This is a genomic window from Massilia hydrophila, from assembly GCF_020208145.1.
In the GTDB taxonomy this organism is placed as follows: domain Bacteria; phylum Pseudomonadota; class Gammaproteobacteria; order Burkholderiales; family Burkholderiaceae_D; genus Telluria; species Telluria hydrophila.
Window position 1 is genome coordinate 1273896 of sequence record NZ_JAHYBX010000001.1, and the last position, 26226, is coordinate 1300121.

25 protein-coding genes and 1 riboswitch are annotated in these 26226 nt (G+C 65.9%); of the genes, 20 read left to right on the top strand and 5 right to left on the bottom strand.

Features of this window, described 5'->3' with window-relative positions:
* Positions 1–45 precede the first annotated feature (45 nt).
* Genes LE190_RS05835 through LE190_RS05850 form a run of 4 tightly spaced genes read left to right on the top strand, consistent with a single transcriptional unit; the run spans position 46 to position 3079 of the window.
* Positions 46–876 carry an ABC transporter substrate-binding protein gene (locus tag LE190_RS05835; RefSeq protein ID WP_225237791.1) on the top strand — a complete coding sequence of 277 codons (831 nt, stop codon included), beginning with the start codon at positions 46–48 and terminating at the stop codon, positions 874–876.
* A 26-nt stretch (positions 877–902) separates the two neighbouring features.
* Positions 903–1598 carry an amino acid ABC transporter permease gene (locus tag LE190_RS05840; RefSeq protein ID WP_225237792.1) on the top strand — a complete coding sequence of 232 codons (696 nt, stop codon included), beginning with the start codon at positions 903–905 and terminating at the stop codon, positions 1596–1598.
* A gap of 19 nt (positions 1599–1617) precedes the next feature.
* Positions 1618–2310, top strand: a complete 693-nt coding sequence (locus tag LE190_RS05845) for an amino acid ABC transporter permease (protein ID WP_225238064.1) — start codon at positions 1618–1620, stop codon at positions 2308–2310.
* A 28-nt stretch (positions 2311–2338) separates the two neighbouring features.
* A complete protein-coding gene (locus tag LE190_RS05850; RefSeq protein ID WP_225237793.1) occupies positions 2339–3079 on the top strand; it encodes an amino acid ABC transporter ATP-binding protein in 741 nt (246 codons plus the stop codon).
* Here LE190_RS05850 and LE190_RS05855 read toward each other — a convergent pair.
* Positions 3076–3642 carry a DUF488 domain-containing protein gene (locus LE190_RS05855; protein ID WP_225237794.1) on the bottom strand — a complete coding sequence of 189 codons (567 nt, stop codon included), beginning with the start codon at positions 3640–3642 and terminating at the stop codon, positions 3076–3078. The genes LE190_RS05850 and LE190_RS05855 overlap by 4 nt on opposite strands.
* Positions 3643–3886: 244 nt before the next feature.
* A riboswitch (cyclic di-GMP riboswitch) is annotated at positions 3887–3974 on the top strand.
* An 80-nt stretch (positions 3975–4054) separates the two neighbouring features.
* On the opposite strand from LE190_RS05855, the gene LE190_RS05860 reads away from it, so the two are divergent.
* Positions 4055–5836, top strand: coding sequence for a S8 family serine peptidase (locus tag LE190_RS05860; protein ID WP_225237795.1), 1782 nt, complete (start codon positions 4055–4057; stop codon positions 5834–5836).
* A gap of 61 nt (positions 5837–5897) precedes the next feature.
* Here LE190_RS05860 and LE190_RS05865 read toward each other — a convergent pair whose 3' ends face one another.
* The 4 genes from LE190_RS05865 to map all read right to left on the bottom strand — a co-directional run bounded on the left by LE190_RS05865 (position 5898) and on the right by map (position 11090).
* A complete protein-coding gene (locus LE190_RS05865; RefSeq protein ID WP_225237796.1) occupies positions 5898–6644 on the bottom strand; it encodes a PEP-CTERM sorting domain-containing protein in 747 nt (248 codons plus the stop codon).
* Positions 6645–6911: 267 nt separating this feature from the next.
* Complete coding sequence (locus LE190_RS05870; protein ID WP_225237797.1) at positions 6912–7658, bottom strand: pseudouridine synthase; 747 nt, start codon at positions 7656–7658, stop codon at positions 6912–6914.
* Between the two features lie 7 nt (positions 7659–7665).
* A complete protein-coding gene (locus tag LE190_RS05875; protein ID WP_225237798.1) occupies positions 7666–10248 on the bottom strand; it encodes a [protein-PII] uridylyltransferase in 2583 nt (860 codons plus the stop codon).
* Between the two features lie 5 nt (positions 10249–10253).
* Positions 10254–11090, bottom strand: a complete 837-nt coding sequence (gene map / locus LE190_RS05880; RefSeq protein ID WP_225237799.1) for a type I methionyl aminopeptidase — start codon at positions 11088–11090, stop codon at positions 10254–10256.
* Positions 11091–11442: 352 nt separating this feature from the next.
* On the opposite strand from map, the gene rpsB reads away from it, so the two are divergent.
* From rpsB to rnhB, 15 genes are all read left to right on the top strand, one after another.
* On the top strand, positions 11443–12192 hold the full coding sequence (rpsB, locus tag LE190_RS05885) for a 30S ribosomal protein S2 (RefSeq protein WP_036207002.1): 750 nt from the start codon (positions 11443–11445) through the stop codon (positions 12190–12192).
* 153 nt (positions 12193–12345) lie between these two features.
* Entirely contained in the window at positions 12346–13251 is a 906-nt protein-coding gene (gene tsf, locus LE190_RS05890) for a translation elongation factor Ts (protein ID WP_224947617.1), read from the top strand.
* Positions 13252–13416: 165 nt separating this feature from the next.
* Complete coding sequence (pyrH, locus tag LE190_RS05895) at positions 13417–14133, top strand: UMP kinase (RefSeq protein WP_027865306.1); 717 nt, start codon at positions 13417–13419, stop codon at positions 14131–14133.
* A gap of 35 nt (positions 14134–14168) precedes the next feature.
* Positions 14169–14729: a ribosome recycling factor gene (gene frr / locus LE190_RS05900; protein WP_225237800.1), complete on the top strand. Its 561-nt coding sequence runs from the start codon at positions 14169–14171 to the stop codon at positions 14727–14729.
* 133 nt (positions 14730–14862) lie between these two features.
* Positions 14863–15618 (top strand): polyprenyl diphosphate synthase, encoded by a 756-nt coding sequence (uppS, locus tag LE190_RS05905; RefSeq protein WP_225237801.1) that lies wholly within the window; start codon positions 14863–14865, stop codon positions 15616–15618.
* A 31-nt stretch (positions 15619–15649) separates the two neighbouring features.
* The gene (locus LE190_RS05910; RefSeq protein ID WP_225237802.1) at positions 15650–16480 is read left to right on the top strand and encodes a phosphatidate cytidylyltransferase; all 831 of its coding nucleotides are present in this window, start codon (positions 15650–15652) and stop codon (positions 16478–16480) included.
* A gap of 21 nt (positions 16481–16501) precedes the next feature.
* On the top strand, positions 16502–17677 hold the full coding sequence (gene ispC / locus LE190_RS05915; RefSeq protein ID WP_225237803.1) for a 1-deoxy-D-xylulose-5-phosphate reductoisomerase: 1176 nt from the start codon (positions 16502–16504) through the stop codon (positions 17675–17677).
* A gap of 3 nt (positions 17678–17680) precedes the next feature.
* Positions 17681–19021, top strand: a complete 1341-nt coding sequence (rseP, locus tag LE190_RS05920; protein ID WP_225237804.1) for an RIP metalloprotease RseP — start codon at positions 17681–17683, stop codon at positions 19019–19021.
* A 91-nt stretch (positions 19022–19112) separates the two neighbouring features.
* Complete coding sequence (gene bamA, locus LE190_RS05925; protein ID WP_225237805.1) at positions 19113–21449, top strand: outer membrane protein assembly factor BamA; 2337 nt, start codon at positions 19113–19115, stop codon at positions 21447–21449.
* 56 nt (positions 21450–21505) lie between these two features.
* A complete protein-coding gene (locus tag LE190_RS05930; protein ID WP_307734678.1) occupies positions 21506–22030 on the top strand; it encodes an OmpH/Skp family outer membrane protein in 525 nt (174 codons plus the stop codon).
* A gap of 43 nt (positions 22031–22073) precedes the next feature.
* Positions 22074–23123 (top strand): UDP-3-O-(3-hydroxymyristoyl)glucosamine N-acyltransferase, encoded by a 1050-nt coding sequence (gene lpxD, locus LE190_RS05935; protein WP_225237807.1) that lies wholly within the window; start codon positions 22074–22076, stop codon positions 23121–23123.
* Positions 23120–23617, top strand: a complete 498-nt coding sequence (gene fabZ / locus LE190_RS05940; protein ID WP_225237808.1) for a 3-hydroxyacyl-ACP dehydratase FabZ — start codon at positions 23120–23122, stop codon at positions 23615–23617. Before lpxD ends, fabZ begins: the two co-directional genes overlap by 4 nt.
* Position 23618: 1 nt before the next feature.
* Positions 23619–24407, top strand: coding sequence for an acyl-ACP--UDP-N-acetylglucosamine O-acyltransferase (gene lpxA / locus LE190_RS05945; RefSeq protein WP_225237809.1), 789 nt, complete (start codon positions 23619–23621; stop codon positions 24405–24407).
* A 16-nt stretch (positions 24408–24423) separates the two neighbouring features.
* The gene (gene lpxB / locus LE190_RS05950; RefSeq protein WP_225237810.1) at positions 24424–25566 is read left to right on the top strand and encodes a lipid-A-disaccharide synthase; all 1143 of its coding nucleotides are present in this window, start codon (positions 24424–24426) and stop codon (positions 25564–25566) included.
* The gene (rnhB, locus tag LE190_RS05955; protein ID WP_225237811.1) at positions 25563–26219 is read left to right on the top strand and encodes a ribonuclease HII; all 657 of its coding nucleotides are present in this window, start codon (positions 25563–25565) and stop codon (positions 26217–26219) included. Before lpxB ends, rnhB begins: the two co-directional genes overlap by 4 nt.
* The last annotated feature ends 7 nt before the right edge of the window (positions 26220–26226 follow it).

The window sequence follows — 26226 nt, forward strand, 5'->3', positions numbered from 1 at the left end:
AGGCCTATACTCGCCCAGATTACGGTTTTGTAGTCTGGAGCAAGCATGTTTACCCGTCGTCACCTCATCCTGGGCGCACTCGCCCTGTCCACCAGCCTGGCCGCGGGCGCCGCCCAGGCCGACCAGCTGGCCGATATCAAGAAGAAGGGCACGATGGTCTTCGGCGTCCTCGGCACCGACGAGCCGAACAGTTTCATCGATCCGAAGTCGCGCCAGCTGGTCGGCTATGAAATCGACATCGCCACCGCGGTGGCCCGCAAGATCGGCGTCAAGCCGGTGTTCAAGCAGATGTCGGTATCGAGCCGCATCCCCGAGCTGCAGGGGGGCCACGTCGATGCGCTGGCCGCCACGCTCACCCACAACAGGGAGCGCGAATCCCAGGTCGACTTCGCGCTGACCCACTTCGTCACTGGTTCCAAGGTCATGGTGCGCGCCGGCAGCGGCATCACCGCGCTGCCCCAGCTGGCTGGCAAGAAGGTCGTCACCGTGCGCGGCGGCACCCAGGAAACGAATATCCGCGCCGCCGTCCCGGGCGTCGAGGTGGTGACCTTCGAGAACACCCAGCAGGCCTTCCAGGCCATGCGCCAGGGAAAGGGCGTCGCCTACGTCAACGACGAATCCTCGCTGCTGGCCGACTACGGCAAGCTGGGTCCGGCCGCGAAGGGCTTCACCATCCTGCCGACCTCGATCGGCAAGGAATCGATCGCGCTCGGCCTGCGCAAGGGCGAGAAGGGCCTGAAGGCGGTGGTCGACCAGACCCTGCGCGAACTCGAGGCCAGCGGCGCGGCCGCGCAGCTGTTCAACAAGTGGTACGGCCCGGGCACCCGCGCCAACATCGCCAAGCGCGACTTCACCATCAGCACCGACAAGATCTGATCCACCGCCCCCCATCGAGCAGCGCCTTGCCCGTCTTCGATCCCGGCATCCTGCAGTCCGGCCAGTACCACGACTGGCTGGTGCAGGGCCTCGTGCTGTCGCTCCAGCTGACCGCCGCCAGCTTCGTCCTGGCGCTGCCGCTGGGCGCGGTGCTGGCCCTGATGCGCAGTGCCCAGGCTGCGCCGCTGCGCGCGGCTGGCGCGAGCGTGGTCGAGGCGGTCCGCAACGTGCCGCTGCTGGCCCACCTGCTGTTCTGGTACTTCGCCTTTCCGGAACTGCTGCCGGAGGCCGCACGGGAATTCCTGTACGCGCACAATCCCGAAGCCGTGTGCGCCGTGATCGCGCTGTCGCTGTACAGCGGGGTGCACATGGCGGAGGACATCCGCAGCGGCATCCGCGCCGTGCCGCCGTCGCAGCTGGAGGCGGCGCGTTCGCTCGGGCTGGGGCGCCTGGCCACGGTGCGCCTGGTGCTGCTGCCCCAGGCCCTGCGCGCCGCGGTCCCGCCGCTGCTGTCGCAGACCGTCAACCTGTGGAAGGACACCAGCGTGGCCACCGTGATCGGCGCCGCCGAGATGATGTACCAGGCCGCGCGCGTGGAAACCGCAAGCTTTCGCAGCGCCGAGGCGTTCACGTTCGCGACCCTGGCTTACCTCACGGTGTCGCTGCTGATCTCGCTGGCCGCCCACCTGTACCAGCGGCGCTACCCGGTGCGTCCGGCATGAGGACGCTCCGATGAGCGCCATGATCGAACTGGTCGATACCTACTGGCTGTACTTCCTGGTCGGCCAGTATCCGGACGGGCCGCTCGGCGGCCTGGCCCTGACGGTGCTGCTCTCGCTCGGTGCGCTGCTGCTGGCCATGCCTTTCGGCCTGCTGCTGGGCGTGGCGCGCGTCAGCGCGCGCCGCGCCATCCGCTGGCCGGTCGCGGCCCTGGTGCATCTGGTGCGCGCGCTGCCCTTGCTGCTGGTGGTGTTCTGGGTCTACTTCTTCCTGCCGGCCGTGACCGGTGTGAAGACGGGGCAGGCCACGACGATGCTGATGGTGCTGGTGCTGTTCGACGGCGTGTACCTGGCCGAGATCGTGGCGGCGGGCATGCGCGCGCTGCCCAAAGGCCAGCTGGAAGCGGCCCGCACGCTCGGCCTCGGCTACGGACAGGCGCTGCTGCTGGTGGTGCTGCCCCAGACCCTGCGCCGGGGCCTGCCCTCGATCGTCAGCCAGCTGGTCTCGACCATCAAGGCCACCTCGCTCGGCTACATCATCGGCCTGTCCGAAGTGTCCTTCATCGCCACCCAGATCAACACCCTGGTGTTCACCCAGGCGGTCGAGGTCTACCTGGTCCTGGCACTGAGCTATTTTGTCCTCTGTTTCGGCCTGTCGCGCCTGGCCTTCCTGCTCGAGCGCCGCCTGCAGCGCGGCGCCGCGCAGGTGCATTGACACTCATTATTCAGCGAGAAAGCGGAGCATGATCGAACTCGACAAAGTCAACAAGTGGTATGGCGCCGGCGCCAGCCGCTACCACGCGCTGGTCGATGTCAGCGAGCGCATCGCGAAGAATGAGGTGGTGGTGGTCTGCGGCCCGTCCGGCTCGGGCAAGTCGACCCTGATCCGCACCCTCAACCGGCTCGAGGAAATCGATGGCGGCCGCATTGCCATCGATGGGCGCGACATCCATGGCAAGGGCGTGAACGTGGACGTGCTGCGCGCCGGGATCGGTTTCGTGTTCCAGCACTTCAACCTGTTCCCGCACCTGACCGTGCTGCAGAACTGCACGCTGGCGCCGGTGAGCCTGAAGCGTGCCACTGCCCGCGAAGCCGAAGCCACCGCCATGGCGCTCTTGGGGCAGGTTGGCCTGGCCCACAAGCGCGATGCCTATCCCTCCGCGTTGTCGGGCGGCCAGCAGCAACGGGTGGCGATCGCGCGTGCGCTGGCGATGCGCCCGCCCGTCATGCTGTTCGACGAACCCACCAGTGCGCTTGATCCGGAAATGGTGGGCGAAGTGCTGGGCGTGATGCGCGGCCTGGCACGGCAAGGCATGACCATGGTCTGCGTCACCCACGAAATGGGCTTCGCGCGCGAGGTGGCGGACCGCATCCTCTTCATGAGCGAAGGGCGCATCCTCGAGCGCGCCACGCCGGAGGAATTCTTCACCCATCCACAGCACCCGCGCGCGCGCCAGTTCCTGTCCGACCGCCGCCGCGGCTAGCCGTCCGGTTCGGCCGGCGTTGCCGCCACCGCGCCTGCCGCCGCCTCTTGCGGCGGGTAGAGGATACGCGTGCCGCTGGCCACGGCGAAAGGCGTCAGCACGTGCGGCCGGGTCTTGCCACGGCCGATGATGTGCTCCACCGGCACCCCGCGCACGATGAGCGCATCGGCCACCAGCGAACGGTGGCAGCGCCAGGGTACGGCTTCGGCGCACATCAGCGCGCAGCGCGCGCCATCATCCATGCTGGCCAGCTGGTCGACCTGTTCCTGGAATGCCTCGGTCTGCATGTGGTCGGCGTAGCCGCGGAAGGACGCGTTGCGCCAGGCGCCGTTCGGACTGTCCTTGCGCGCCTTGCGCAGTCCGCCCAGGACGGAAAGGTAGTCGTAGCCGATGCCGGCCTGGCCGAGCGCGGCGGATAGCGCTTCCTGCCCGAACTGCGGATTGTGGCGCGACTTCGGTACGGTACGGATGTCGATTACCGTCGCGATCGCATGTTCCCGCAACAGGTCCAGGAATTCGTCGATCGGACGGTTCGAGTGGCCGATCGTGTAGATGGTTTGCATGGGTCGCCGACGGTCGTTCACGAAGTGACATTCTCGCCCATCGCCAGCCCGGCGGGCGCCGGATTGCCATGGTCAATGTAACCAGAAGTAGATCCCGAAAGGGAAGCTTGTCTAAAATACAGCAACCCTGATCAGGATGACAAGCAGTGTTCATGCGGGTTCTCCGCGCATCGTGTCCATACGCAACACGATTGATTGAAACCGGTTGTCACGTGGAAATTCACCCGATATACTCGGGTCAGCTTCTGAACAAAGGCAAACTCCGCGAAAGCGGAGGACGCAAAGTCAACGGTCTAACGGGCTTCGTTCCCAACGACGGCAGGACTGCCAGAATCAATGCTTGCCGGCGCGGCATCCGCGCCGCCTGCGATTGCTGTGCTCGCCTGCCGTGTCAACACAGGATACACAAGGCATGCACACTTTCCCTTTCGCCCTCCCCAGGACGGCCATCGCTCTCGCAGCAGCCACCCTTTCCTTCGCCAGTGCCGCAGCCCACGCCGCGCCTCCGGGTGACTTCGTGCGCGGCCGCGTCATCGTCGAAGCCCGCGCCGGCCTGTCCGATGCCGACCTCGACAAGGTCGTCAAGGAACATGGCGCCAAGGGCAAGCGCATTGGCCAGAGCCGCCTGCACGTGGTGCAGCTGCCGCCGGGCCTGTCGGAAGAAGCGGCGGTCGCCAAGCTGTCGCGCCGCCCGGAATTCAAGTTCGCGGAACTCGACCGCGAGGTGACGGTGGCGCTCGCGGTCAATGACCCCTATATCGGCAGCGCCTGGCACCTGAACAAGATCGGCGCCCCGGCCGCCTGGGACAGCGGCCAGGGCGCGGGCGTGACCATCGCCGTGCTCGACACCGGCGTGAACGTGGCCCACCCCGACCTGAAGGACCGCATGGTCCCCGGCTACAACGCCTATAACAACAACACCGACGTCAGCGACCTGTGCGGCCATGGCACGGCAGTGGCGGGCGCTGCTGCCGCCAGCACGAATAACGCCCTGGGCGTGGCCGGCGTGGCCGGCGCGGCCAAGATCATGCCGATTCGCATCGCCTACAAGGACTCGACCGGCAGCTGCAGGGCCTCGTTCAGCACCATCGCCACCGGCATCACCTACGCGGCCGACCATGGCGCCCGCATCGCCAACGTCAGCTTCGTCGGCATCGCCGGCAGCTCGGCAGTGAAGAGCGCGTCGCGCTACATGAAGAGCAAGGGCGGCCTGGTGTTCATCTCGGCCGGCAACAACAACATCGACGAGAACGTGACGCCGGATGACGCCTTCATCATCGTGTCGTCCACCGACAGCTACGACAAGAAGTCCAGCTTCTCGAGCTGGGGCAGCTTCGTGTCGCTGGCGGCGCCGGGTTCGGGCATCTGGAGCACCACCAGTTCGCTCGGCTACTCGGCCTGGAACGGCACGTCCTTCGCCAGCCCGGTCGGCGCCGGCGTCGCTGCCCTGATGATGGCCGCCCGTCCGGACCTGGATTCGACGCGCATCGAATCGCTGCTGTTCTCGACCTCGGTCGACCTTGGTACCGCGGGCCGCGACAAGGTGTTCGGCTACGGCCGCGTGAATGCTTCCGCTGCCGTGAGCGCGGCGCGCGCCTATGCGGCCGTGGCCGATACCACGGTGCCGAGCGTGTCGATTGCCGCGCCGCTGGCAAGCAGTTCGGTATCGGGCCTGGTGCCGGTCAACGTCAACGCCAGCGACAACGTGGGCGTGGCGCGCGTCGACCTCAAGGTCAACGGCACCGTGGTCAGCACCGACAACGTCGCGCCGTACAGCTTCAGCTGGAATTCGGCCGGGGTGGCGAATGGCATGAACAGCCTGGTGGCGGTGGCCTATGACGCTGCCGGCAATAGCCGCAGCTCCACGGCGGTCTCGGTGAACGTGGCCAACAGCACGGTTTCGGTGGCCAGCGATACGACCGCCCCGGCTGTCAAGATCAGCAATCCGGTCGGCGGCGGCAGCGTCAGCGGCACCGTGTCGGTGAGCGCGAGCGCGTCGGACAACGCGGGCGCGGCAGGCATCAGCACCAGCCTGGCGATCGATGGCGTGACCAAGGCCAGCGGCAAGGGCGGTTCGCTTGCCTATAGCTGGAACACCAGGAAGATCAGCAAGGGCACGCACAGCATCCGCTTCAGCGCGCGCGATGCAGCCGGCAACACGGCGACCCAGACCATCAGTGTGACCGTGCGCTAATGGTAAAAGGGCAGGATCCCGTGTGAGCGGGATGCCTGCCCCTGTTGTCGCAGCGCCGGGTTTATGCGCGACGGCGGCGGCGTGCCAGCATGCCGGCCAGGCCCGCGCCCATCAGGGCCAGGATGCCAGGTTCCGGTACCGGATTGCCGCCAGGACCACCATCGCCATCGCGGTCGAAGGCGCCCACGTACATGGTTTCCCCGCCAGCCTCGGTGCTGCCGGCAGCAAATTGCATGCCGCCATCCAACACGCAGTCAGCCAGGGTGGTGCAATGCGCTGCCGCGATGGCAGCCTGAGCATCATCGAGGATGAAGCGGTGGATTCCCGAGTTGCCCACGCCGTTGTCGTTGGTGAGAAGGACAGGGTCGCCTTCATAGAAGAAGTACAGCCGCTCGTTGGTGCCCGTGTTTAGCAGGCTGAAGTAGATGTCGGTCAAGGTGGCGTCGCCGCTCGGACCTTCGTTGAGGTTGACGACCAGGCCAAGTTCCCCGGCGCTGGTCAGCCCTTCGATGTCGCTCAGGCGCCAAGCATTGTTGCCCGCGTTGCCGGCGGTGTTGTCGCCGCCCGCAAGGCCGGACTCGGCTGGGCAGGTTTCTGCGGGGGTGCCAGGAGCGCCGGCAGTGTAATACACGCAGCCCGACTGGGGGTTGTTGGCGCGGTTATCTTGGATGGTGACCACGGTGCTCACGTTGCCAAGGCCGGTGCCGGTCTGGTTGGTTCCCGTCACACGGATGAGTTCCGCCGACGCAGGCAGGGCCGCTCCCAACAAGGCTGCAGTTGCAGCCACTTTCAGGATAGTTGCTTTCATATTTCTCTCCGAACAGTCACTTCGATATGGATGGCACGTATGCGTAGTGCATCAGGAGAGTGAGCAAGTTCCGGGCCAGCGTAAATACTTTGAGCGAAATCAAAGGTCTGTAGGAATCAACGCTGGCGCGACCGAGAATGTGTAAAGAAAACTGACAAGCTATCTCGCTGTATTATTGTTGGTTTCAGGATTGCAATCATGCGCGACGGCGCTGCAATTACCGTATCCGGCCTTCTGTTCCGAGCAACAGGCGCGCAAGAGCGGGCCTTAAAACTGCTCGTCGGGAAGCAAGTAGCGCCACTGCCCCGGCGGAAGGTCACCCAGCTTGACGCGCCCGATCCGTACCCGTTTCAGGCCGATGACTTTCAGTCCCACCATTTCGCACATCCGGCGGATCTGGCGCTTGCGGCCTTCGCGCAGCGTAAAGCTGAGCTGGTCGTCATTCTGCCAGCGCACCTTGGCCGGCAACAGGGGCTTGCCATCCATCCACAAGCCGTGGTTGAGCTTTCTCAGGTCGGCCTCGGGCAGGCTGCCCGGCCTGGTGTACTGCACCCGCACCAGGTATTCCTTGTCGATCGACGAGTTCTCGCCGATCAGCTGCTTGGCGATGCGTCCGTCCTGGGTCAGTACCAGCAGGCCCACCGAGTCGATGTCGAGGCGGCCGGCCGGCACCAGGCTGCGCAGCTGGGTCGGGTGGAACTGTTCGGGAGACGGGTCGTCCGCCCAGCGGTTTTCCGGCTTGACCAGGGTCACGGCCGGCTTGTAGCCATCCTCGGCCTGGCCGCTGACGTAGCCGACCGGCTTGTTGACCAGCACCGTGACGCGCTTGGACTGCTCGGCAGCCGCCTGGCGCTCGACCGTGATCTTCTGGTGCGGCAGCACCTTGCTGCCGAGTTCGGAGACCACCTTGCCATCTACCCGGACCCAGCCTTTGGCGATCCAGTCATCGGCTTCGCGGCGCGAGGACAGCCCGAGTTCGGACATGCGTTTGGAGAGGCGGACAGGTTCGGTCATCGGCAATTCAGAAAGTAGGTGAGATCTTGAGCGCATCCAGCAGCTCGGTCTCGAGCTGGACCTGGGTGCGCGGGTTGTTCAGGGTGGCGCCGTCGACCAGGAACACGTCCTCGACGCGCTCGCCCAGCGTCATGATCTTGGCGGTGTGCACGTTCACCCGGTAGCGCGCCAGAACGCTGGCGATCGCGTACAGCAGGCCGGGACGGTCGTTGGCCGCCACCGACAGCACGTGGAACTGGCCGCGCTCGTCCGGGCGCAGGTCCACCGTGGGCGTGACCGGGAAGGTGCGCGACAGGCGCGACAGGCGGGCCCGGGTGGGTGGCGGCAGCGTCTCGCTGGATTCCAGCAGCGCGCACAGTTCGTGTTCGATCAGGCTGATGATGTCGCGGTAGCTGCCGGCGAAACTGGCCTCGGTGACGAGGAAGGAGTCGAGTGCGTAGCCGTGGCGCGTGGTATGGATCTTGGCATCCAGGATGCTGAAATTCTTGCGCTCGAAGTAGCTGCAGATGCGCGCGAACAGGTCGGGCTGGTCGCGCACGTACACCGCCACCTGCAGGCCTTCGCCGATCGGTGCCAGGCGCGCCTTGACCACCGGGCGCGGGCTGTCGGCCTTGCCGTGCAGGGCGCGCGTCTGCCAGGCGATGTCGGAGGCGTCGTGGCGCAGGAAGTAGGCGACGTCGAGCTGCTGCCACAGGGCTTCGTGGGCGTCGGCCGGCAGGCCGTACAGGCGCAGGGTGGCCAGCGCCTCGCGCTGGCGCGCGCGCAGTTCGCGGTCGGCGCTGTGCGGTTCGCCGCCCAGCACGCGCAGCGTGATCCGGTACAGGTCTTCCAGCAGCTTGGCCTTCCAGGCGTTCCACACCTTGGGGCTGGTGCCGCGGATGTCGGCCACGGTGAGCAGGTAGAGGGCGCTCAGGTGGCGCTCGTCCTTGACCAGGCTGGCGAAGGCCTGGATCACGTCCGGGTCGGACAGGTCCTGCTTCTGCGCCACCGTCGACATGCTCAGGTGCTGTTCGACCAGGAACACCACCAGTTCGGTGTCCTCGGCGGACAAGCCATGATTGCGGCAGAAGTCGGCCGCATCGTGCTTGCCGAGTTCGGAATGGTCGCCGCCGCGGCCCTTGGCGATGTCGTGGAACAGGGCGGCCACGTAGAGCAGCCAGCGGTCGCGGAAGTTCGCGATCAGCTGGCTGCAGAACGGGTATTCGTGCGCGTGCTCGGGCATCGTGAAGCGGCGCAGGTTGCGCACCACCATCATGATGTGCTGGTCCACCGTGTACACGTGGAACAGGTCGTGCTGCATCTGGCCAATGATGCTGCGGAAAGCCGGCAGGTAGCGGCCCAGGATGCCCATGTCGTTCATGCGCCGCAGCGCGTGCACCAGGCCGCTCGGGGCCTGCAGCACGCGCAGGAATTGCGCCTTGTTGTGCGGGTCGGCGCGGAAGGCGTCGTCGATGCAGTTGCGTGCGTGCCAGAGCGCGCGCATGGTGCGCGCCGTCATGCCCTTCAGGTCGGGGCGCTCGGTCATCGCCACGAAGACGCCGAGCACGGCCTCCGGATGGCGCTCGAAGGTGTCGGGCTGGGCGATGTCGATGAAGCCGTTGACTTCGTTGAAATGGGCATTCACCGGCACCGGCGCGGCCGGGTGCGGGAACAGCTGGGCCTCGATGTTCTGCAACATGATGGTGTTGAGCTGGGTGACGGTCTTGGCCGCCCAGTAGTAGCGCTGCATCAGCAGTTCGCTGGCGCGCCGTCCTTTCGCGTTCTCCAGGCCGAAGGTCTTGGCAATCGGGGTCTGGACGTCGAACACCAGCCGGTCCTCGCGGCGCCGGGTCTGCAGGTGCAGGCGCACCCGGATGTCCTTGAACGCGTATTCCTTTTCCATCAGCTGGCGCGCCTCGGCGCGGGTGATCAGCTTGGCGCGCGCCATCTGGCTCCAGGACTCGGCCAGGCCGGCCGCCTTGGCCACCCACATGATCACCTGCAGGTCGCGCAGCGCGCCCGGGCTTTCCTTGACGTTGGGCTCGAGGGCGAAGGCGGTGTACTCGTACTTGGCGTGGCGTAGCCGCATCTCGGCGGTCTTGGCCTGGAAAAACGCTTGCGGATCGAGGGCCTCGCGGTGGCGCCGGCGCAATTGCTCGAACAGCCCGGCAGCGCCCGCCACCAGGCGCGCTTCCAGCAGGCTGGTCTGCACCGTGATGTCGGCGCGCGACTCGACCAGGCATTCGTCCACGGTGCGGATGCTGTGGCCCACCTCCAGGCCCAGGTCCCAGAACAGCTGCACCAGGGCTTCCAGGCGCGCCTGGGTAAGGGCATCGGCCGGCTGGCCGAGCAGGACCAGCAGGTCGACGTCGGAGTAGGGGAAGAGTTCGCCGCGCCCGTAGCCGCCCACGCCCACCAGGGCCGTATTCGGCGGCAGGCCGGCCGCGTTCCAGGCATCGGTCAGCACCCCGTCCACGCAGGTGCGCAGGCCGCGCAGCAGCTTTTCGGGCTTGCCGTCGTGGTGGAAGGCCTCGATCAGGGCCTCGCGCTCGGCCTTCAGGCGCGGGCGCAATGCGCTGCGCGCGCTGTCGAGGAGCGCAGGCTGGCCCATGGCGTTCAGGCGGCGATGGCGGCCTGCTGGTTCAGCAGCGGCAGCACGATCGCTGGCGGCGGCGGGCTGCCGGCCGACATGGTCAGAACCTCGACCCCGGTCTCGGTGACCAGGACCGTATGCTCCCACTGGGCCGACAGGCTGCGGTCCTTGGTCTTGATGGTCCAGCCGTCCGGCATTTCGCGGATCTCGCGGCGCCCGGCGTTGATCATCGGCTCGATGGTGAAGATCATGCCCGGCACCAGTTCCTCGCCGGTGCCCGGGCGTCCATAGTGCAGCACCTGCGGCTCCTCGTGGAACACGCGGCCGACGCCGTGGCCGCAGAACTCGCGCACCACGCTGTAGCCGTGCTTCTCGGCATGCTGCTGGATCGCGTGGCCGATGTCGCCCAGGCGGTTGCCCGGCTTGACCTGGGCGATGCCCAGCCACATGCATTCGAAGGTGACCTCGGACAGGCGGCGCGCCAGGATCGAGGGTTCGCCGACCAGGAACATGCGGCTGTTGTCGCCGTGAAAACCTTCCTTGGTGATCGGGGTGATGTCGATGTTCAGCGCGTCGCCGCTCTTGAGCACCCGCGCGCCCGGGATGCCGTGGCAGATGACGTCGTTCAGCGAGGCGCACAGCGAACCGGGGAAGGGCGGATAGCCGGGCGGGGCGTAGTTCAGCGTGGCCGGCACCGTGCCCTGCACCTGGACCATGTACTCGTGCGCCAGGCGGTCGAGTTCCCCGGTGGTGACGCCGGGCTTGATGAAGGGCGTGATGTAGTCGAGCACTTCGGAGCCGAGGCGGCAGGCGACGCGCATGCCTTCGATTTCTTCCGGGGTCTTGGGGATGGAGGCCATGTTCTGTTCCTGCGAATGTAAGTTATTGCGCCATTATAAGTGATGGAGGCTTGCCGTAGGGTGGGCGGCTTGTGGGTTGGTCCACCGGACTAACCCACCCCACGCGGTGATAGATAGCAGCAAGATCATCCGGCACGGGAGCGGAGCCTGTAACGATCACCGCGTGGGCGGGAGACCCGCCCACCCTACAGAACCCTTGAAACATAGTTCAAATCCCGCTAGAATCTCGGGTTGCTCGTATTCGTATCGAGCAATGTTGTAAAAATCACTTTTAATGAAATCGCGAACGCCGCCGCCAAAGGGTGCCTGATCGGTGACTGGCTGCGTTCAAGACCCAACCCTGGAGAATTACATGTCCGTTACTATGCGCGAAATGCTGGAAGCCGGTATCCACTTCGGCCACCAGACCCGTTTCTGGAACCCGAAGATGGCACCGTTCATCTTTGGTCATCGCAACAAGATCCACATCATCAACCTGGAAAAGACCATGGCGATGTACCAGGATGCGATGAAGACCATCAAGCAGATCTCGGCCAACCGCGGCACCATCCTGATGGTCGGCACCAAGCGCCAGGCCCGCGACATCATCGCCGCCGAAGCGCAGCGCGCCGGCGTGCCTTACGTCGACCAGCGCTGGCTGGGCGGCATGCTGACCAACTTCAAGACCATCAAGACCTCGATCAAGCGCCTGAAGGACATGGAAGCCCTGGTCGAGTCGGGTGAAGTCGAGAAGCTGTCGAAGAAAGAAGCGCTGATGTTCTCGCGCGAAATGGTCAAGCTGCAGAAGTCGATCGGCGGCATCAAGGAGCTGGGCGGCGTGCCGGACGCGATCTTCGTCGTCGACGTCGGCTACCACAAGGGCGCCATCACCGAAGCCGGCAAGCTGGGCATCCCGGTCATCGGCGTGGTCGATACCAACCACTCGCCGGAAGGCGTCACCCACGTGATCCCGGGTAACGACGACTCGTCGAAGGCAATCACCCTGTACGCACGCGGCGTCGCCGATGCGATCCTGGAAGGCCGCGCCAACGCCACCAACGAAGTCGTCGAGATGGTCAAGGCCGCTGGCGACGACTTCGTCGAAGTGTCCGAGCAGGCATAATGCAGGGCAGGTGAGACCTGCCTGAGTAGCGAAGGGGCGCCGAGCCATAGCACGAGCGCCCCTTTTTTTAAGCACGACGCTTAGCAATAAATTATCGTCCGGATGTCCGTGGGACATGCGGGCCTCTACATCAAATATTTGGGAGAATTCAACATGGCAGCTATTACCGCAGCGATGGTTGGTGAACTGCGCGCGAAGACCGACGCGCCGATGATGGAATGCAAGAAGGCACTGACCGAAGCCGAAGGCGACATGGCACGTGCCGAAGAGATCCTGCGCGTCAAGCTGGGCGGCAAGGCATCGAAGGCCGCATCGCGCATCACCGCCGAAGGCGTGGTCGCCGCCTACATCGCCGGCAACGTCGGCGCGCTGGTGGAAATCAACAGCGAAACCGATTTCGTTGCCAAGAACGACGACTTCCTGGCCATGGCCAACCTGGCAGCCAAGCTGGTCGCTGAAAACAACCCGGCCGACGTCGCCGCCCTGGCAGCCCTGCCGCACGACGGCAAGACCTTCGACGACGTGCGTACGGCACTGATCGGCAAAATCGGCGAGAATATGACCGTTCGCCGCTTCCAGCGCTTCGAAACCACCGCCAAGCTGGCTTCCTACCTGCACGGCGCCCGCATCGGTGTCATGGTCGAGTTCGAGGGCGACGACCAGGTCGGCAAGGACGTGGCGATGCACATCGCTGCCATGAAGCCGGTCTCCCTGTCGGCAGAGCAGGTGCCTGCTGAACTGATCGAGAAAGAGCGTTCGGTTGCTCAGCTGAAAGCCCAGGAAGACGCCGACAAGGCCGTCGCCGAAGGCAAGCAGCCGCAGTCGGCCGAGATCGTCGCCAAGCGTATCGACGGTTCGGTGCAGAAGTACCTGAAGGAAGTGTCGCTGCTGAACCAGGCATTCGTGAAGAACGACAAGCAGTCGATCGAGCAGATGCTGAAGGCCTCGAACGCCAGCGTGAAGGCATTCACGATGTACGTCGTCGGCGAAGGCATCGAGAAGAAGGTGGACGACTTCGCAGCAGAAGTCGCAGCCCAGATGGCTGCCAACAAGCAGTAATCAAACAAAGCGGGCCGTAAGGCCCGTTTTTGTAGGGTGCTGCCGCATGCGTCGGTAGGTGCGCGCGGCAGTCCCGGACAGCCATCTGTCGTTGCAGATGAGAGCGCCGGCAGGTCGCCAGCGCTCGGACCCGAATTCGAAACACAACTTAGGAGCCGCTTCATCATGACAAAACCAGCCTACCAACGAGTCCTCCTCAAACTGTCTGGCGAAGCGCTGATGGGTGACGACCAGTTCGGCATCAACCGCGCCACCATCGACCGCATGGTTGCCGACGTGGCGGAAGTGGCGAAGCTGGGCGTGCAGGTGGCGGTCGTGATCGGCGGCGGCAACATCTTCCGCGGCGTCGCCCCGGGCGCCCAGGGCATGGACCGCGCCACCGCCGACTACATGGGCATGCTCGCCACCGTCATGAACGCCCTGGCCCTGGCCGATTCGATGCGCCACGTGGGCATCACCGCGCGCGTGATGTCGGCCATCAGCATCGAGCAGGTGGTCGAGCCCTACGTGCGCCCGAAGGCCCTGCAGTACCTGGAAGAGGGCAAGGTCGTCGTGTTCGCCGCCGGCACCGGCAACCCCTTCTTCACCACCGATACCGCCGCCGCCCTGCGCGGCGCCGAGATCTCGGCCGAGATCGTGCTCAAGGCCACCAAGGTCGACGGCGTCTACACCGCCGATCCGAAGAAGGACCCGAGCGCCACCCGCTACAATTCGATCTCCTTCGACGAAGCGATCGCCAAGAACCTGCAGGTGATGGACGCCACCGCGTTCGCGCTGTGCCGTGACCAGAAGCTGCCGATCAAGGTGTTTTCCATCGTCAAGCCCGGCGCCATGAAAGCCGTGATCATGGGCGAAGACGAAGGTACACTGGTACACGTTTGAATTTTGTTTTAAAAAACCAAGAATAGGAGTGCAGCATGTCCCTCGCTGACGTCAAAAAGAATGCCCAGGACCGCATGGCCAAGTCCATCGAGACCCTGCGGGCCAACCTGGCCAAGGTCCGTACCGGCCGCGCCCACGCCGGCATCCTCGATTCCGTGATGGTCGAGTACTACGGTTCGCCGGTGCCGCTGTCGCAGGTCGCCAACCTGACCCTGATCGACGCCCGCACCATCGGCGTGGCGCCTTTCGAAAAGAAGATGGCAAACACCATCGAAAAGGCGATCCGCGACTCCGACCTGGGCCTGAACCCGTCGTCGCAGGGCGACACCATCCGCGTGCCGACCCCGCCGCTGACCGAAGAGCGCCGCAAGGAAATGGTCAAGCTGACCAAGTCGGAAGGCGAGGACGCCAAGATCGCCGTGCGTAACATCCGCCGCGACGCCAACGAGGCCGTCAAGAAGATGGTCAAGGACAAGACCGCGTCGGAAGACGACGAGCGCCGCTCGAGCGACGAGATCCAGAAGCTGACCGACAAGTTCGTCGCCGAGATCGACAAGCTGCTGGCCGAAAAAGAAAAAGACATCATGACCGTGTAAGATCCGGCGCGGGGTGCATGTGCCCCGCCCACGCGGACCGGTCCCGGCATGCCTGCCGCGGCCGGTCCGACTCCCTTTAAGACCGGCTGCCGTCGCATCCGCCGCCGATGCGACGGCAGCCCTGCTGGAAACAATGATGTTCAAAAGTTCGACCACTGCCATACCCGAAGCGCTTCGCGTGCCGCGCCATATCGCCATCATCATGGATGGCAATGGGCGCTGGGCCACCAAGCGCCTGCTGCCGCGCGTGGCTGGCCACGTCAAGGGCGTGGAAGCGGTGCGCGGCGTCGTCGAGGCCTGCGTGGAACGCGGCGTCGAATACCTGACGCTGTTCGCCTTTTCGTCGGAAAACTGGCGCCGTCCGGCCGAGGAAGTCTCGCTGCTGATGCGCCTGTTCGTCACCGCCCTCGAGCGCGAAGTGGCGAAGATGCATGCCAATAACATCCGCCTCAAGGTCGTGGGCGACCTGAGCCGCTTCGACCCCAAGCTGCAGGAAATGATCGTCGCCGCCGAGCGCCGCACGGCCAACAATACCCGCCTCACGGTCAGCGTGTGCGCCAACTACGGCGGCCGTTGGGATATCATGCAGGCAACAAGCAAGATGGTGGCGGCCAACCCGGGCGTCAGCGAGTTCACCGAGGAGATGCTGGCGCCGCACCTGGCGATGGCCTATGCCCCCGAGCCCGACCTGTTCATCCGTACCGGGGGCGAGGAGCGCATTTCGAACTTCCTGCTGTGGCAGCTGGCTTACTCGGAACTGTACTTCACCAGGACCTTCTGGCCCGATTTTTCCAAGGCCGCGCTGGACGAGGCGATCGTCTCCTTCCAGCAGCGCGAACGGCGTTTCGGCCAGACCGGCGACCAGGTGGCGCACCAGGCCAAGGCTTGAGCACCGACCGACAGACCAAACCAGACGACGCATGCTGAAAACCCGGATCCTCACCGCGCTCGCACTGCTGGCAGTCCTGCTGCCGGTCCTGTACTTCAACAACTACTGGGCGTTCGCGGTGGTCGCGTCCTGCTTCTTCGGCGCCGCGATCTGGGAAACCTTCCGGCTGTTCAATCCGGAGACCGGCAAGGCGGCACTGATCGCCGCCTTCTGGACCGCGGCCTTCGTGTACGCCTTCTTCATCGCACCCGGCACCGATCCGAGCTTCTGGTTCGCCATCAGCGTACTGCTCTGGACGCTGCGTTTCGCCCCTGCGCTCAAGCTCGGCCTGCCGCCCTTGAACAGCACGGCCAACACCTTCCTCAGCCTGGTCTATGCGATCGCCGTGGTCGGCTGCTTTGCCGCCATCGTCACGCTGTATGCCTATTCTCCGCTGTACCTGCTGTCGGTGATGGCCATTGTCTGGGCTGCCGACATCTTCGCCTACTTCTCGGGCAAGGCCTTCGGCAAGCGCAAGCTGGCGCCTTCGATTTCCCCGGGCAAGTCCTGGGAAGGCGCGATCGGCGGCGGCATCGCCGTGCTGGTGCTGGCCACCCTCAGCATCGTGCTGGGCGGCGAAGCCATGGCCCAGACCTTCGCCGCGCGCGTGCAGGCCAGCCTCGGCTGGGCCGCGCTGTACGCGGTGCTCATCCTCGTGGTCGCGGCCAGCGTGGTCGGCGACCTGTTCGAATCCCAGCTCAAGCGCCGCGCCGGCTTCAAGGACAGCAGCCAGATGCTGCCCGGCCACGGCGGGGTGCTCGACCGTGTCGACGCGCTCGTCCCGGTCCTGCCACTGGCGGCCCTGATCGGCGCCTGGCTCTAGAAGGATCCTGAAGGAATCATCATGCAACGCATTACCATCCTGGGCGCCACCGGTTCGATCGGCGCCTCGACGCTCGACGTGCTCGCGCGCCATCCGGACCGTTATACGGTCCATGCCCTGAGCGCCCACGGCCGCGTCGAGGAACTGGCCGAAGCCTGCCGCCGCGTCAGGCCGGCGCGCGCGGTGGTCGGCAGTCCGGAAGCGGCGGCGCGCCTGGCGCAACTGCTCGACGGGCTCGCCATCCAGGTCGACCATGGCGAAGCCGCCCTGTGCGAGATTGCTGCCAGCCCCGATACCGATACCGTGATGGCCGCCATCGTCGGCGCCGCCGGCCTGGCGCCCACGCTGGCAGCGGCGCGCGCCGGCAAGAAGGTCCTGCTGGCGAACAAGGAAGCCCTGGTGATGTCGGGCCAGCTGTTCATGGACGCGGTACGCGAGCACCAGGCGACCCTGCTGCCGATCGACAGCGAACACAATGCGATCTTCCAGTCGCTGCCGGCCGGCTATGGACGCAACCCGCAGGCGGCCGGCGTGGCCAGGATCCTGCTCACCGCCTCCGGCGGTCCTTTCCTGCAGCGCGCCGTCGAGACCCTGGAAGCGGTCACGCCGGACGAGGCCTGCAAGCACCCGAACTGGGTCATGGGACGCAAGATCTCGGTCGACTCGGCCACCATGATGAACAAGGGCCTGGAAGTGATCGAGGCCCACTGGCTGTTCGGCGCCCCGCCCGAACTGATCGAGGTGGTGATCCATCCGCAGAGCGTGATCCACTCGATGGTGTCGTACACCGACGGTTCGGTGCTGGCCCAGCTGGGCAACCCGGACATGCGTACCCCGATCGCGCACGCGCTGGCCTATCCGGAGCGGATCGACTCGGGCGTGTCCCAGCTCGACCTCACCAGCATGGGCGCGCTGCAGTTCTACAAGCCCGATTTCGAGCGCTTCCCCTGCCTGGCCCTGGCCTTCGATGCCCTGCGCGCGGGCGGCACCGCACCGAGCCTCCTGAACGCCGCCAACGAGGTGGCGGTGCAGGCCTTCCTCGAGCGCGAGATTGGTTTCCGCGACATCGACCGCGTGATCGCGGGGGTGATGGACGCGGTGCCGCACGGCCCGGCCTCCTCGATCGGGGCAGTGCTGGAGCAGGACGCGCGCGCCCGCGCCGCGGCGCGCGGCGCGATCGGCCGCCTGCGCGGATAAGCCATGGGACTGCTGTATACCGTGCTGGCCTTCGCGCTGGCCCTCGGTCCCCTGATCGTCCTGCACGAACTGGGCCACTACCTGGTGGCGCGCGCCTGCGGCGTGAAGGTGCTGCGCTTCTCGATCGGCATGGGACGCGTGGTCTGGTCGCGCCGCTTCGGCCGTGACGGAACCGAATGGGCCATATCGGCGCTGCCGCTGGGCGGCTACGTCAAGATGCTCGACAGCCGCGATCCGGAAACGGCGCCGAAGGACGAATCCGAGCTGCACCGCGAGTTCACGCGCCAGAGCGTGTGGCGCCGCATCGCCATCGTCGGCGCCGGCCCGCTCGCCAACTTCCTGGTCGCGATCGCCCTGCTGGCCGTGCTTTTCATGCACGGCGTCGAGGAACCGGCCGCGCGCCTGCGCGCCGCGCCCCAGGGCTCGGCGGCGCAGCTGGCCGGCGTGCGCGGCGGCGACACGGTGGTGGCGGTGAACGGCAATCCGGTCCAGTCCTGGTCCGAGTTGCGCTGGCAGATCGTGCATGCGGCGGTCGACAAGGAGGCGGCGCGCCTCGAGCTGCGTGCCCAGGGCGGCGGCAGTTATGCGGCGGTGATCCCGGCCGAGCGCATTGCGGCGCTCGACGTCGAAGGCGACGTCGCCAAGGCCCTCGGCCTGGACCTGTGGCGCGCGCGTGCGCGCATCGAGCGGGTGCTGCCGGGTGGGGCAGGGGAGCGCGCCGGCCTGCGCCCGGGCGACCTGGTGCTGCGCGCCGATGGCCGTGCGGTCGAGGATGGCCAGGCCTTCAGCGAAGCGATGCACACGTCCGCCGGACGCAGCGTGCAGCTGGAAGTCGAGCGCGCCGGACGGGTCGTGGCACTGGCCGTGACCCCCGAACGCGACCAGGCCAGCGGGCGCGGCATGGCAAAAGTGCTGCTGGCGCAGCCGGTCGAGATGGTGACGGTACGATCCGGCCCGTTCGAGGCGCTGGCCAAGGGCCTGGAGCGCACCTGGGACACCAGCGCGCTGACGATCAAGATGATCGGCAAGATGATCACCGGCGAGGCGTCATGGAAGAATGTCACCGGTCCGATCACGATTGCCGACTACGCGGGACAGACGGCGCGCGTGGGCCTGGCTACCTATTTGCAGTTCATTGCATTTATTAGTATTAGCTTAGGAGTCATGAATTTGTTACCAATTCCGGTTCTGGATGGTGGGCATTTACTGTATTATTCGCTGGAAGTTTTGACCGGGCGCCCCCTGCCTGCGCGCGTTGGAGAGCTGGCGCAGCGCTTCGGGGTCGGCCTGCTGTTCATGCTGATGGCGCTCGCCGTCTTCAATGACCTGGTTCGCTTGCTCTGAGCGCTTGCCCAAGCAGGGCGCGCAGCAAGCCGGAACGCCAGCTAAAAACAATATGCAACGATGTCCAATGACTGACCCACAGATCCAGCCAATGAATTCACAAACGAACCGTTTCGCCCTGCCGTTCATCCGCCGCAGCATGATTGGCGCAGCCGTCCTGGCTCTGTGCGCCGGCAATGCGCTTGCCGTCAACCCGTTCGTGGTGAAGGACATCCGGGTCGAAGGCATCCAGCGGACGGAAGCGGGCACCGTGTTCAGCTACCTGCCGGTGCGCGTGGGCGAGACCTTCGACGACGCCAAGGCCACCACCGCGATCAAGGCCCTGTTCGCGACCGGCTTCTTCAAGGACATCCGCCTGGAAGAGGAAAACGGCGTGCTGGTGGTGCTGGTCGAGGAGCGTCCCGCGATCTCCTCGGTGGACTTCACCGGCACCAAGGAATTCGAGAAGGACATGCTGGTCAAGGCCCTGCGCGAGATCGGCGTGGGCGAGACCCGCATCTTCGACAAGGCGGCGGTGGACCGCGCCGAGCAGGAGCTCAAGCGCCAGTACCTGTCGCACGGCCTGTACGGCGTGAAGATCACCACCACCGTCACCCCGATCGAGCGTAACCGCGTGACGGTCATGTTCAACGTCGACGAAGGCGACATCGCCAAGATCCGCCAGATCTCGTTCGTGGGCAACAAGGCCTTCTCCGACAAGCAGCTGCTCGAACTGCTGCAGCTGTCGAAGTCGGGCTGGCTCACCTGGTACTCGAAGGCCGACCAGTATTCCAAGCAGAAGCTGACCGGCGACCTGGAGACCATCAAGTCCTGGTACCTGAACCACGGCTACCTGGAAGCCAATGTCGAATCGACCCAGGTCTCGATCACGCCGGACAAGCGCGACATCTACCTGACCATCAACATCACCGAGGGCGAGCAGTACACCGTCTCGAGCGTCAAGCTGGAAGGCGAGATGTTCGGCCGCGAGGAAGAGCTGCGCAGCCTGATCCTGCTCCAGCCGGGCAAGACCTATTCGGGCGAGGCCCAGGAAGCGACCAACAAGCTGATCGCCAACCGCCTCGGCACCTTCGGCTACGCCTTCGCCAACGTCACCGCCAACCCGGAAATCAACCGCGAGAAGCGCGAAGCCGCGTTCACCTTCTTCATCGACCCGGGCAAGCGCGCCTACGTGCGCCACATGAACATCTCGGGCAATACCGTGACGCGCGACGAGGTCATTCGCCGCGAGTTCCGCCAGTTCGAAAGCTCGTGGTACGACGCCAACCGCGTCAAGCTGTCGCGCGACCGTGTCGACCGCCTCGGCTACTTCAAGGACGTCAAGATCGACACCCCGGAGGCCCCTGGCGGCACCGACCAGGTCGACGTCAACATGGTGGTGGAAGAAAAGCCGACCGGTAACTTCATGATCGGCGGCGCCTTCTCGCAGTCGGAGAAGTTCACCTTCACCGCGTCGATCTCGCAGGCCAACTTCGCCGGCAGCGGCAACACGGTCGCGCTGGAGCTCAACACCAGCAAGTACAACCGCACGATCGCGTTCTCGCACACCAATCCGTACTTCACCGACGACGGCATCTCGCGCTCGTTCCAGCTGTTCCTGCGCACCATGAACCCGCCGGCGGTCAACCAGGGCCTGTACACGGTGCGCCAGACCGGCGGCACCCTGAACTTCGGCGTGCCTTTCTCGGAATCCGACACCGTCTACTTCGGCGCCGGCCTGGAACGCACGCAGATCGAGACCGACTTCACGTCGCCGCAGCTGTACAAGAGCTTCGTGGCGAACAACGGCGGCCCGGCGGACGGTATCGGCAAGGCGGACACCTTCGCGATCCCGCTGACCGCTGCCTGGGGCCGCGACACCCGTGACAGCGCCGTGACCCCGACCCGCGGCCGCTACCAGCGCGCCAACCTGGAAATCGATGCGCTGGGCGATTCGAAGTACTACCGCCTGGTGTACGAACACCAGTGGTGGCGTCCGCTCACGCGCTGGATGACGCTGGCGCTGCGCGGCGAATTCGACTACGGCAAGGGCATCGGCGGCAGCGCCTACCCGGTCTTCAAGAACTTCTACGCCGGCGGCATCGGTTCGGTGCGCGGCTACGAGAGCTCGACCCTGGGCGTGGTCGATCCGACCTACTACGACGCCATCGGCGGCTCCAAGCGCGTGATCGCCAACGCCGAACTGCAGTTCCCGTTCCCGGGCAGCGGCACCGACCGCAGCCTGCGCTGGTTCACCTTCGTGGACGGCGGCCAGGTCTACCAGGAGAATGAGAAGATCCGTCTCGACCGGATGCGCTATTCGGCGGGTATCGGCCTGTCGTGGATTTCGCCGGTCGGTCCGCTCAAGTTGAGTTATGCTAAGCCTTTGAACGCCCTGCCGGGCGACCGCCTGGAGCGCTTCCAGTTCCAGATGGGTACCGGCTTCTGACGGCGAGAACGGGGCCGCGCGCGCGGCCCACCTGATTGCGGAGAGAGATGTTGAAAATGCTGATAGCCACCTTGCCCGGCGTACTGCCACGGGCGCTGCTGCTGGCCGCGCTGTGCGCGGCGCCGCTGGCACAGGCGCAGGCCCAGACGGGGTCGGGCCGGATCGGCTTCGTGGCCACCGAGCGCCTGATGACCGAATCGAAGATGGCGAAAACGGCCGACGCGCGCATCCAGGCCGAGTTCTCCAAGCGCCAGAAGGTGGTCGAGGAAACCGTCACCAGGCTCAAGCAGATGTCGGAGAAGTTCGATGGCGAGGCGGCCGGCCTGAGCGACGTCGAGCGCACCCGCCGCGCGCGCGAGCTGCTGAACATGGACAAGGACGTGCAGCGCATGCAGCGCGAGTTCCAGGAAGACCTCATGCAGCGCAAGAACGAAGAGCGCGCCGCGATCGCGACGCGTGCCTACAAGATCATCGAGCAGGTTGCCGAACAGGAGAAGCTGGACGCCGTGCTGGCGGAGGCCGCATGGTCAAGCCCGCGCATCGACATCACGGACAAGATCCTGAAGCTGCTCGACAAGTAACGCGTAAAGAAGCACCACATTGACTGACACCCTACATTCCAACATGGGCATTCGACTCGGGGACCTGGTCGAGCGCTTCGGCGGACAGCTGGTGGGCGACCCTGCGATCACCGTCGCGGCCATCGCGCCGCTCGACAGCGCGGGACCAGCGCACATCAGCTTCCTCAGCAACAGCAAGCTGCGCGCCCTGGCCGCGCAAAGCGGCGCCGCGGCGCTGATCCTGTCGCCACTGGACGACCCGACCGTCAGCGCCACCTACGAAGGTGCGCGCATCCTGACCACCAACCCGTACGCCTACTTCGCCCGCGCCGCGCAATATTTCGTTTCGCTTGCCGAGACCCCGCCCGCGCCCGGTATTCACCCGAGCGCGGTGGTGTCGCCGCAGGCGGTGGTCGATCCGACCGCACACGTGGGGCCCCTGGTGACGATCGAGGCGGGCGCCGTGGTCGGCGCGCATGCCGTGATCGACGCCGGCTGCTACATCGGGCCTGAAGCGCGCATTGGGGCCGGCACCCGCCTGTTCGCCAACGTGACTTTCCACGCGCGCTGCAGTATCGGCGCGCGCGGCATCATCCATTCCGGCGCCGTGATCGGCACCGACGGTTTCGGCTTCGCGGTCGAGGGCGGCAAGTACATCAAGATCCCGCAGACCGGCGCGGTGGTGATCGGCGACGACGTCGACATCGGCGCGAATACCTGCATCGACCGCGGCGCGCTGGCCGATACCGTGATCGAGGACGGCGTCAAGCTCGACAACCAGATCCAGATCGGCCACAACTGCCAGATCGGCGCCCACACCGCGATGGCGGGCTGCGTCGGCGTGGCCGGCAGCGCCAAGATCGGCAAGGGCTGCACCTTCGGTGGCGCCGCCATGGTGCTGGGCCACCTGGAGATCGCGGACAACGTCCATATCTCCTCGGGCAGCATGGTGTCGCGCTCGGTGCTGGAACCGGGCCAGTACACCGGCTTCTACCCGCTGGCCAAGAACGCCGAGTGGGAACGCAGCGCCGCCATCGTGCGCAACCTGGCCTCGATGCGCGAGAAGATCCGCACGCTTGAAAAAACAATCAAAACACTGACAGAACAAAAATGAATACCGACGTCCAGAGCAGCGCCAAGACCACCCTCGACATCAACGCGATCAAGGAATACCTGCCGCACCGCTATCCGCTGCTGCTAGTGGACCGCGTGCTCGACGTCGAAGTCGGCAAGCGCATCACCGCGATCAAGAACGTTACCGTCAACGAGGAATTCTTCAACGGGCACTTCCCGCACAAGCCGGTGATGCCGGGCGTCCTGATGATCGAGGCGATGGCGCAGACCGCCGCGATCCTGTCCTTCATGACCATGAACGTCAAGCCGGACGAGAACTCGGTGGTGTACTTCGTGGGCATCGACAATGCGCGCTTCAAGCGTCCGGTGGAACCGGGCGACCAGCTCAAGATGGACGTCGAGATCCTGCGCGTCTCGCGCGGCATCTGGAAATACAAGGCCGTGGCCAGCGTGGACGGCAAGGTCGCGGTCGAGGGTGAACTGATGTGCACCATCCGCGCCAACGACGCTGCCGCCACCCCCGCGGGGCAGTAAGATGAACAGGATTCACCCGAGCGCGATCGTCGACCCGAAGGCGGAGCTGGACAGCTCGGTCGAGGTCGGCCCGTATTCGATCATCGGCCCCGATGTGCGCATCGGCGCCGGCACCGTGGTCGGCCCGCACGTGGTCATCGAGGGCCACACGACGGTCGGCAGGGATAACAAGTTCTTCCAGTTCTGCTCGATCGGCGCCGCGCCCCAGGACAAGAAATGGCAGGGCGAGCCGACCCGCCTGGAGATCGGCGACGGCAACACGATCCGCGAGTTCGTCACCATGAACCTGGGCACGGCCCAGGACGAAGGCGTGACCCGCCTGGGCGACGATAACTGGATCTCGGCCTATGTGCACCTGGCGCACGACTGCCAGGTGGGCAGCCATACGATCTTCTCGAACAACGCGCAGCTTGCCGGCCATGTGCATGTGGGCGACCACGCGATCCTGTCCGGCTATGCCGGCGTGCACCAGTTCTGCAAGATCGGCGCCCATGCCTTCATCGGCATGTACACCAGCCTGACCCAGGACGTGCCGCCCTTCGTGCTGGTCTCAGGCAACCCGGCCGGCCAGCGCGGCATCAATATCGAAGGCTTGAAGCGGCGCGGCTTCACGCGCGAGCGCATCGACGGCATCCGCGCCGCCTACAAGCTGCTGTACCGCTCCGGCCTGACGCTCGAGGAAGCCAAGGCCGCGCTGCTGGAGCAGGAAAGCCAGCACGCGGGCGCGGCGCAAGACATCCGCGCCATGCGCGAGTTCCTGGGCCTGGCAAGCCGTGGCATCGTCCGCTGAGTTCACGGCCCGCGGCATGTCACTTGCGATGGTGGCAGGCGAGGTGTCCGGCGACATGCTGGCCGCGCGCCTGATGGCCGGACTGCGTCCGCACCTGCCGGACGTGCGCTTCCATGGCATCGGCGGCCCGCGCATGATCGAGCAGGGCATGCAATCCGACGTTCCGATCGAGACGCTTACCGTGCGCGGCCTGTTCGAGATCATTCCCCGCTACCGCGAGATCAAGGGCATCCAGAACCGCCTGCGCGACCGCTTGCTCGCGGAGCGTCCGGCGGCCTTCATCGGCGCCGACTACCCGGGCTTCAACCTGGGCCTGGAAGAGCAGCTGCGCGCCGGCGGCATTCCCACCGTGCATTTCGTGAGCCCGCAGATCTGGGCCTGGCGCGGCGGGCGTATCAAGAAGATCAAGCGTGCCGTGTCGCACATGCTGGTGATCTTTCCTTTCGAAGAAGCGATCTACCGTGCGGCCGGGGTGCCGGTGACCTATATCGGGCACCCGCTGGCCGAAATGATCCCGCTGGCGCCGGACGTGGCGGCGGCGCGCGCGGCGCTCGGCATCGCCCCCGGCGCGCGCGTGGTCACCCTGATGCCGGGCAGCCGCATGGGCGAGCTGAAATACCTGGCTGAGCCGTTTGTCGCGGCCGCGCGCCTGCTGGCGCAGCGCGATCCCGGCCTGACCTTCATCGCGCCGATGGCGGGCGAGCGCCAGCGCGCCTACTACACCGAGATCGTGCACAAGGCCGGCCTGGGCGAGGTGCCGGTGCGCCTGGTAGACGGCGGATCGCACGCAGCGATCGCGGCCGCCGACGCGGTGCTGGTGGCCTCCGGCACCGCAACGCTCGAGGTGGCGCTGTTCAAGAAGCCGATGGTGATCGCCTACAAGGTCATGCGCGCGTCGTGGGAAATCATGCGCCACATGGGCTACCAGCCCTGGATCGGGCTGCCGAACATCCTGGCGCGCGAATTCCTCGTGCCGGAGTATCTTCAGCATGCCGCCACGCCGCAGGCGCTGGCCGATGCCGTCTGGCGCCAGCTGGACGACCCGGCCGGGAAGGAAGCGCTGGCGCGCCGCTTCCTCGACATGCACCACAGCCTGCTGCGCAATAGCGCCGAGGCGAGCGCGGACGCCGTGCTGCGCGTGATTGGAAAACGCAAATGAGCAAGACTGCCAGAAAACCGAAGGTGAATTTCTATCCGGGCCTGCCGCCGCGGCTGCGCCCCTTCACCGACGCCGACATCGTGTGCGGCGTGGACGAAGCCGGCCGCGGCCCGCTGGCCGGGCCGGTATTCGCCGCCGCCGTGATTCTCGATCCGAAGCGCCCGATCGAGGGCCTGCGCGACTCCAAGAAGCTGAGCGAGGCGCGGCGCGACGCGCTGGCGCCGCAGATCAGGGAATGCGCGCTGGCCTGGGCCATCGCCGAGTGCTCCTGCGAAGAAATCGACTCGCTGAACATCCTGCATGCGACCATGCTGGCCATGCGGCGCGCGGTGGAGGCGCTGTCCACGCTGCCGACCATCGCCCTGATCGACGGCAACCGCTGCCCGCCGATGGAGATCAAGGCCCACGCGGTGGTCGAGGGCGACGACAAGGTGCACGCGATCTCGGCGGCCTCGATCCTGGCCAAGACCGCGCGCGACGCCGCGCTGGTGCGCCTGCATGCCGCGTACCCGCAGTACTGCTTCGACCAGCACAAGGGCTATGGGACGGCGCTGCACCTGGAGCGCCTGCGCCTGCATGGACCGTCGCCGGTGCACCGCCGCTCGTTCGGGCCGGTGCGTGAGCTGCTGCAGGCCGACCTGTTTGCCGCATGAAGGCCGC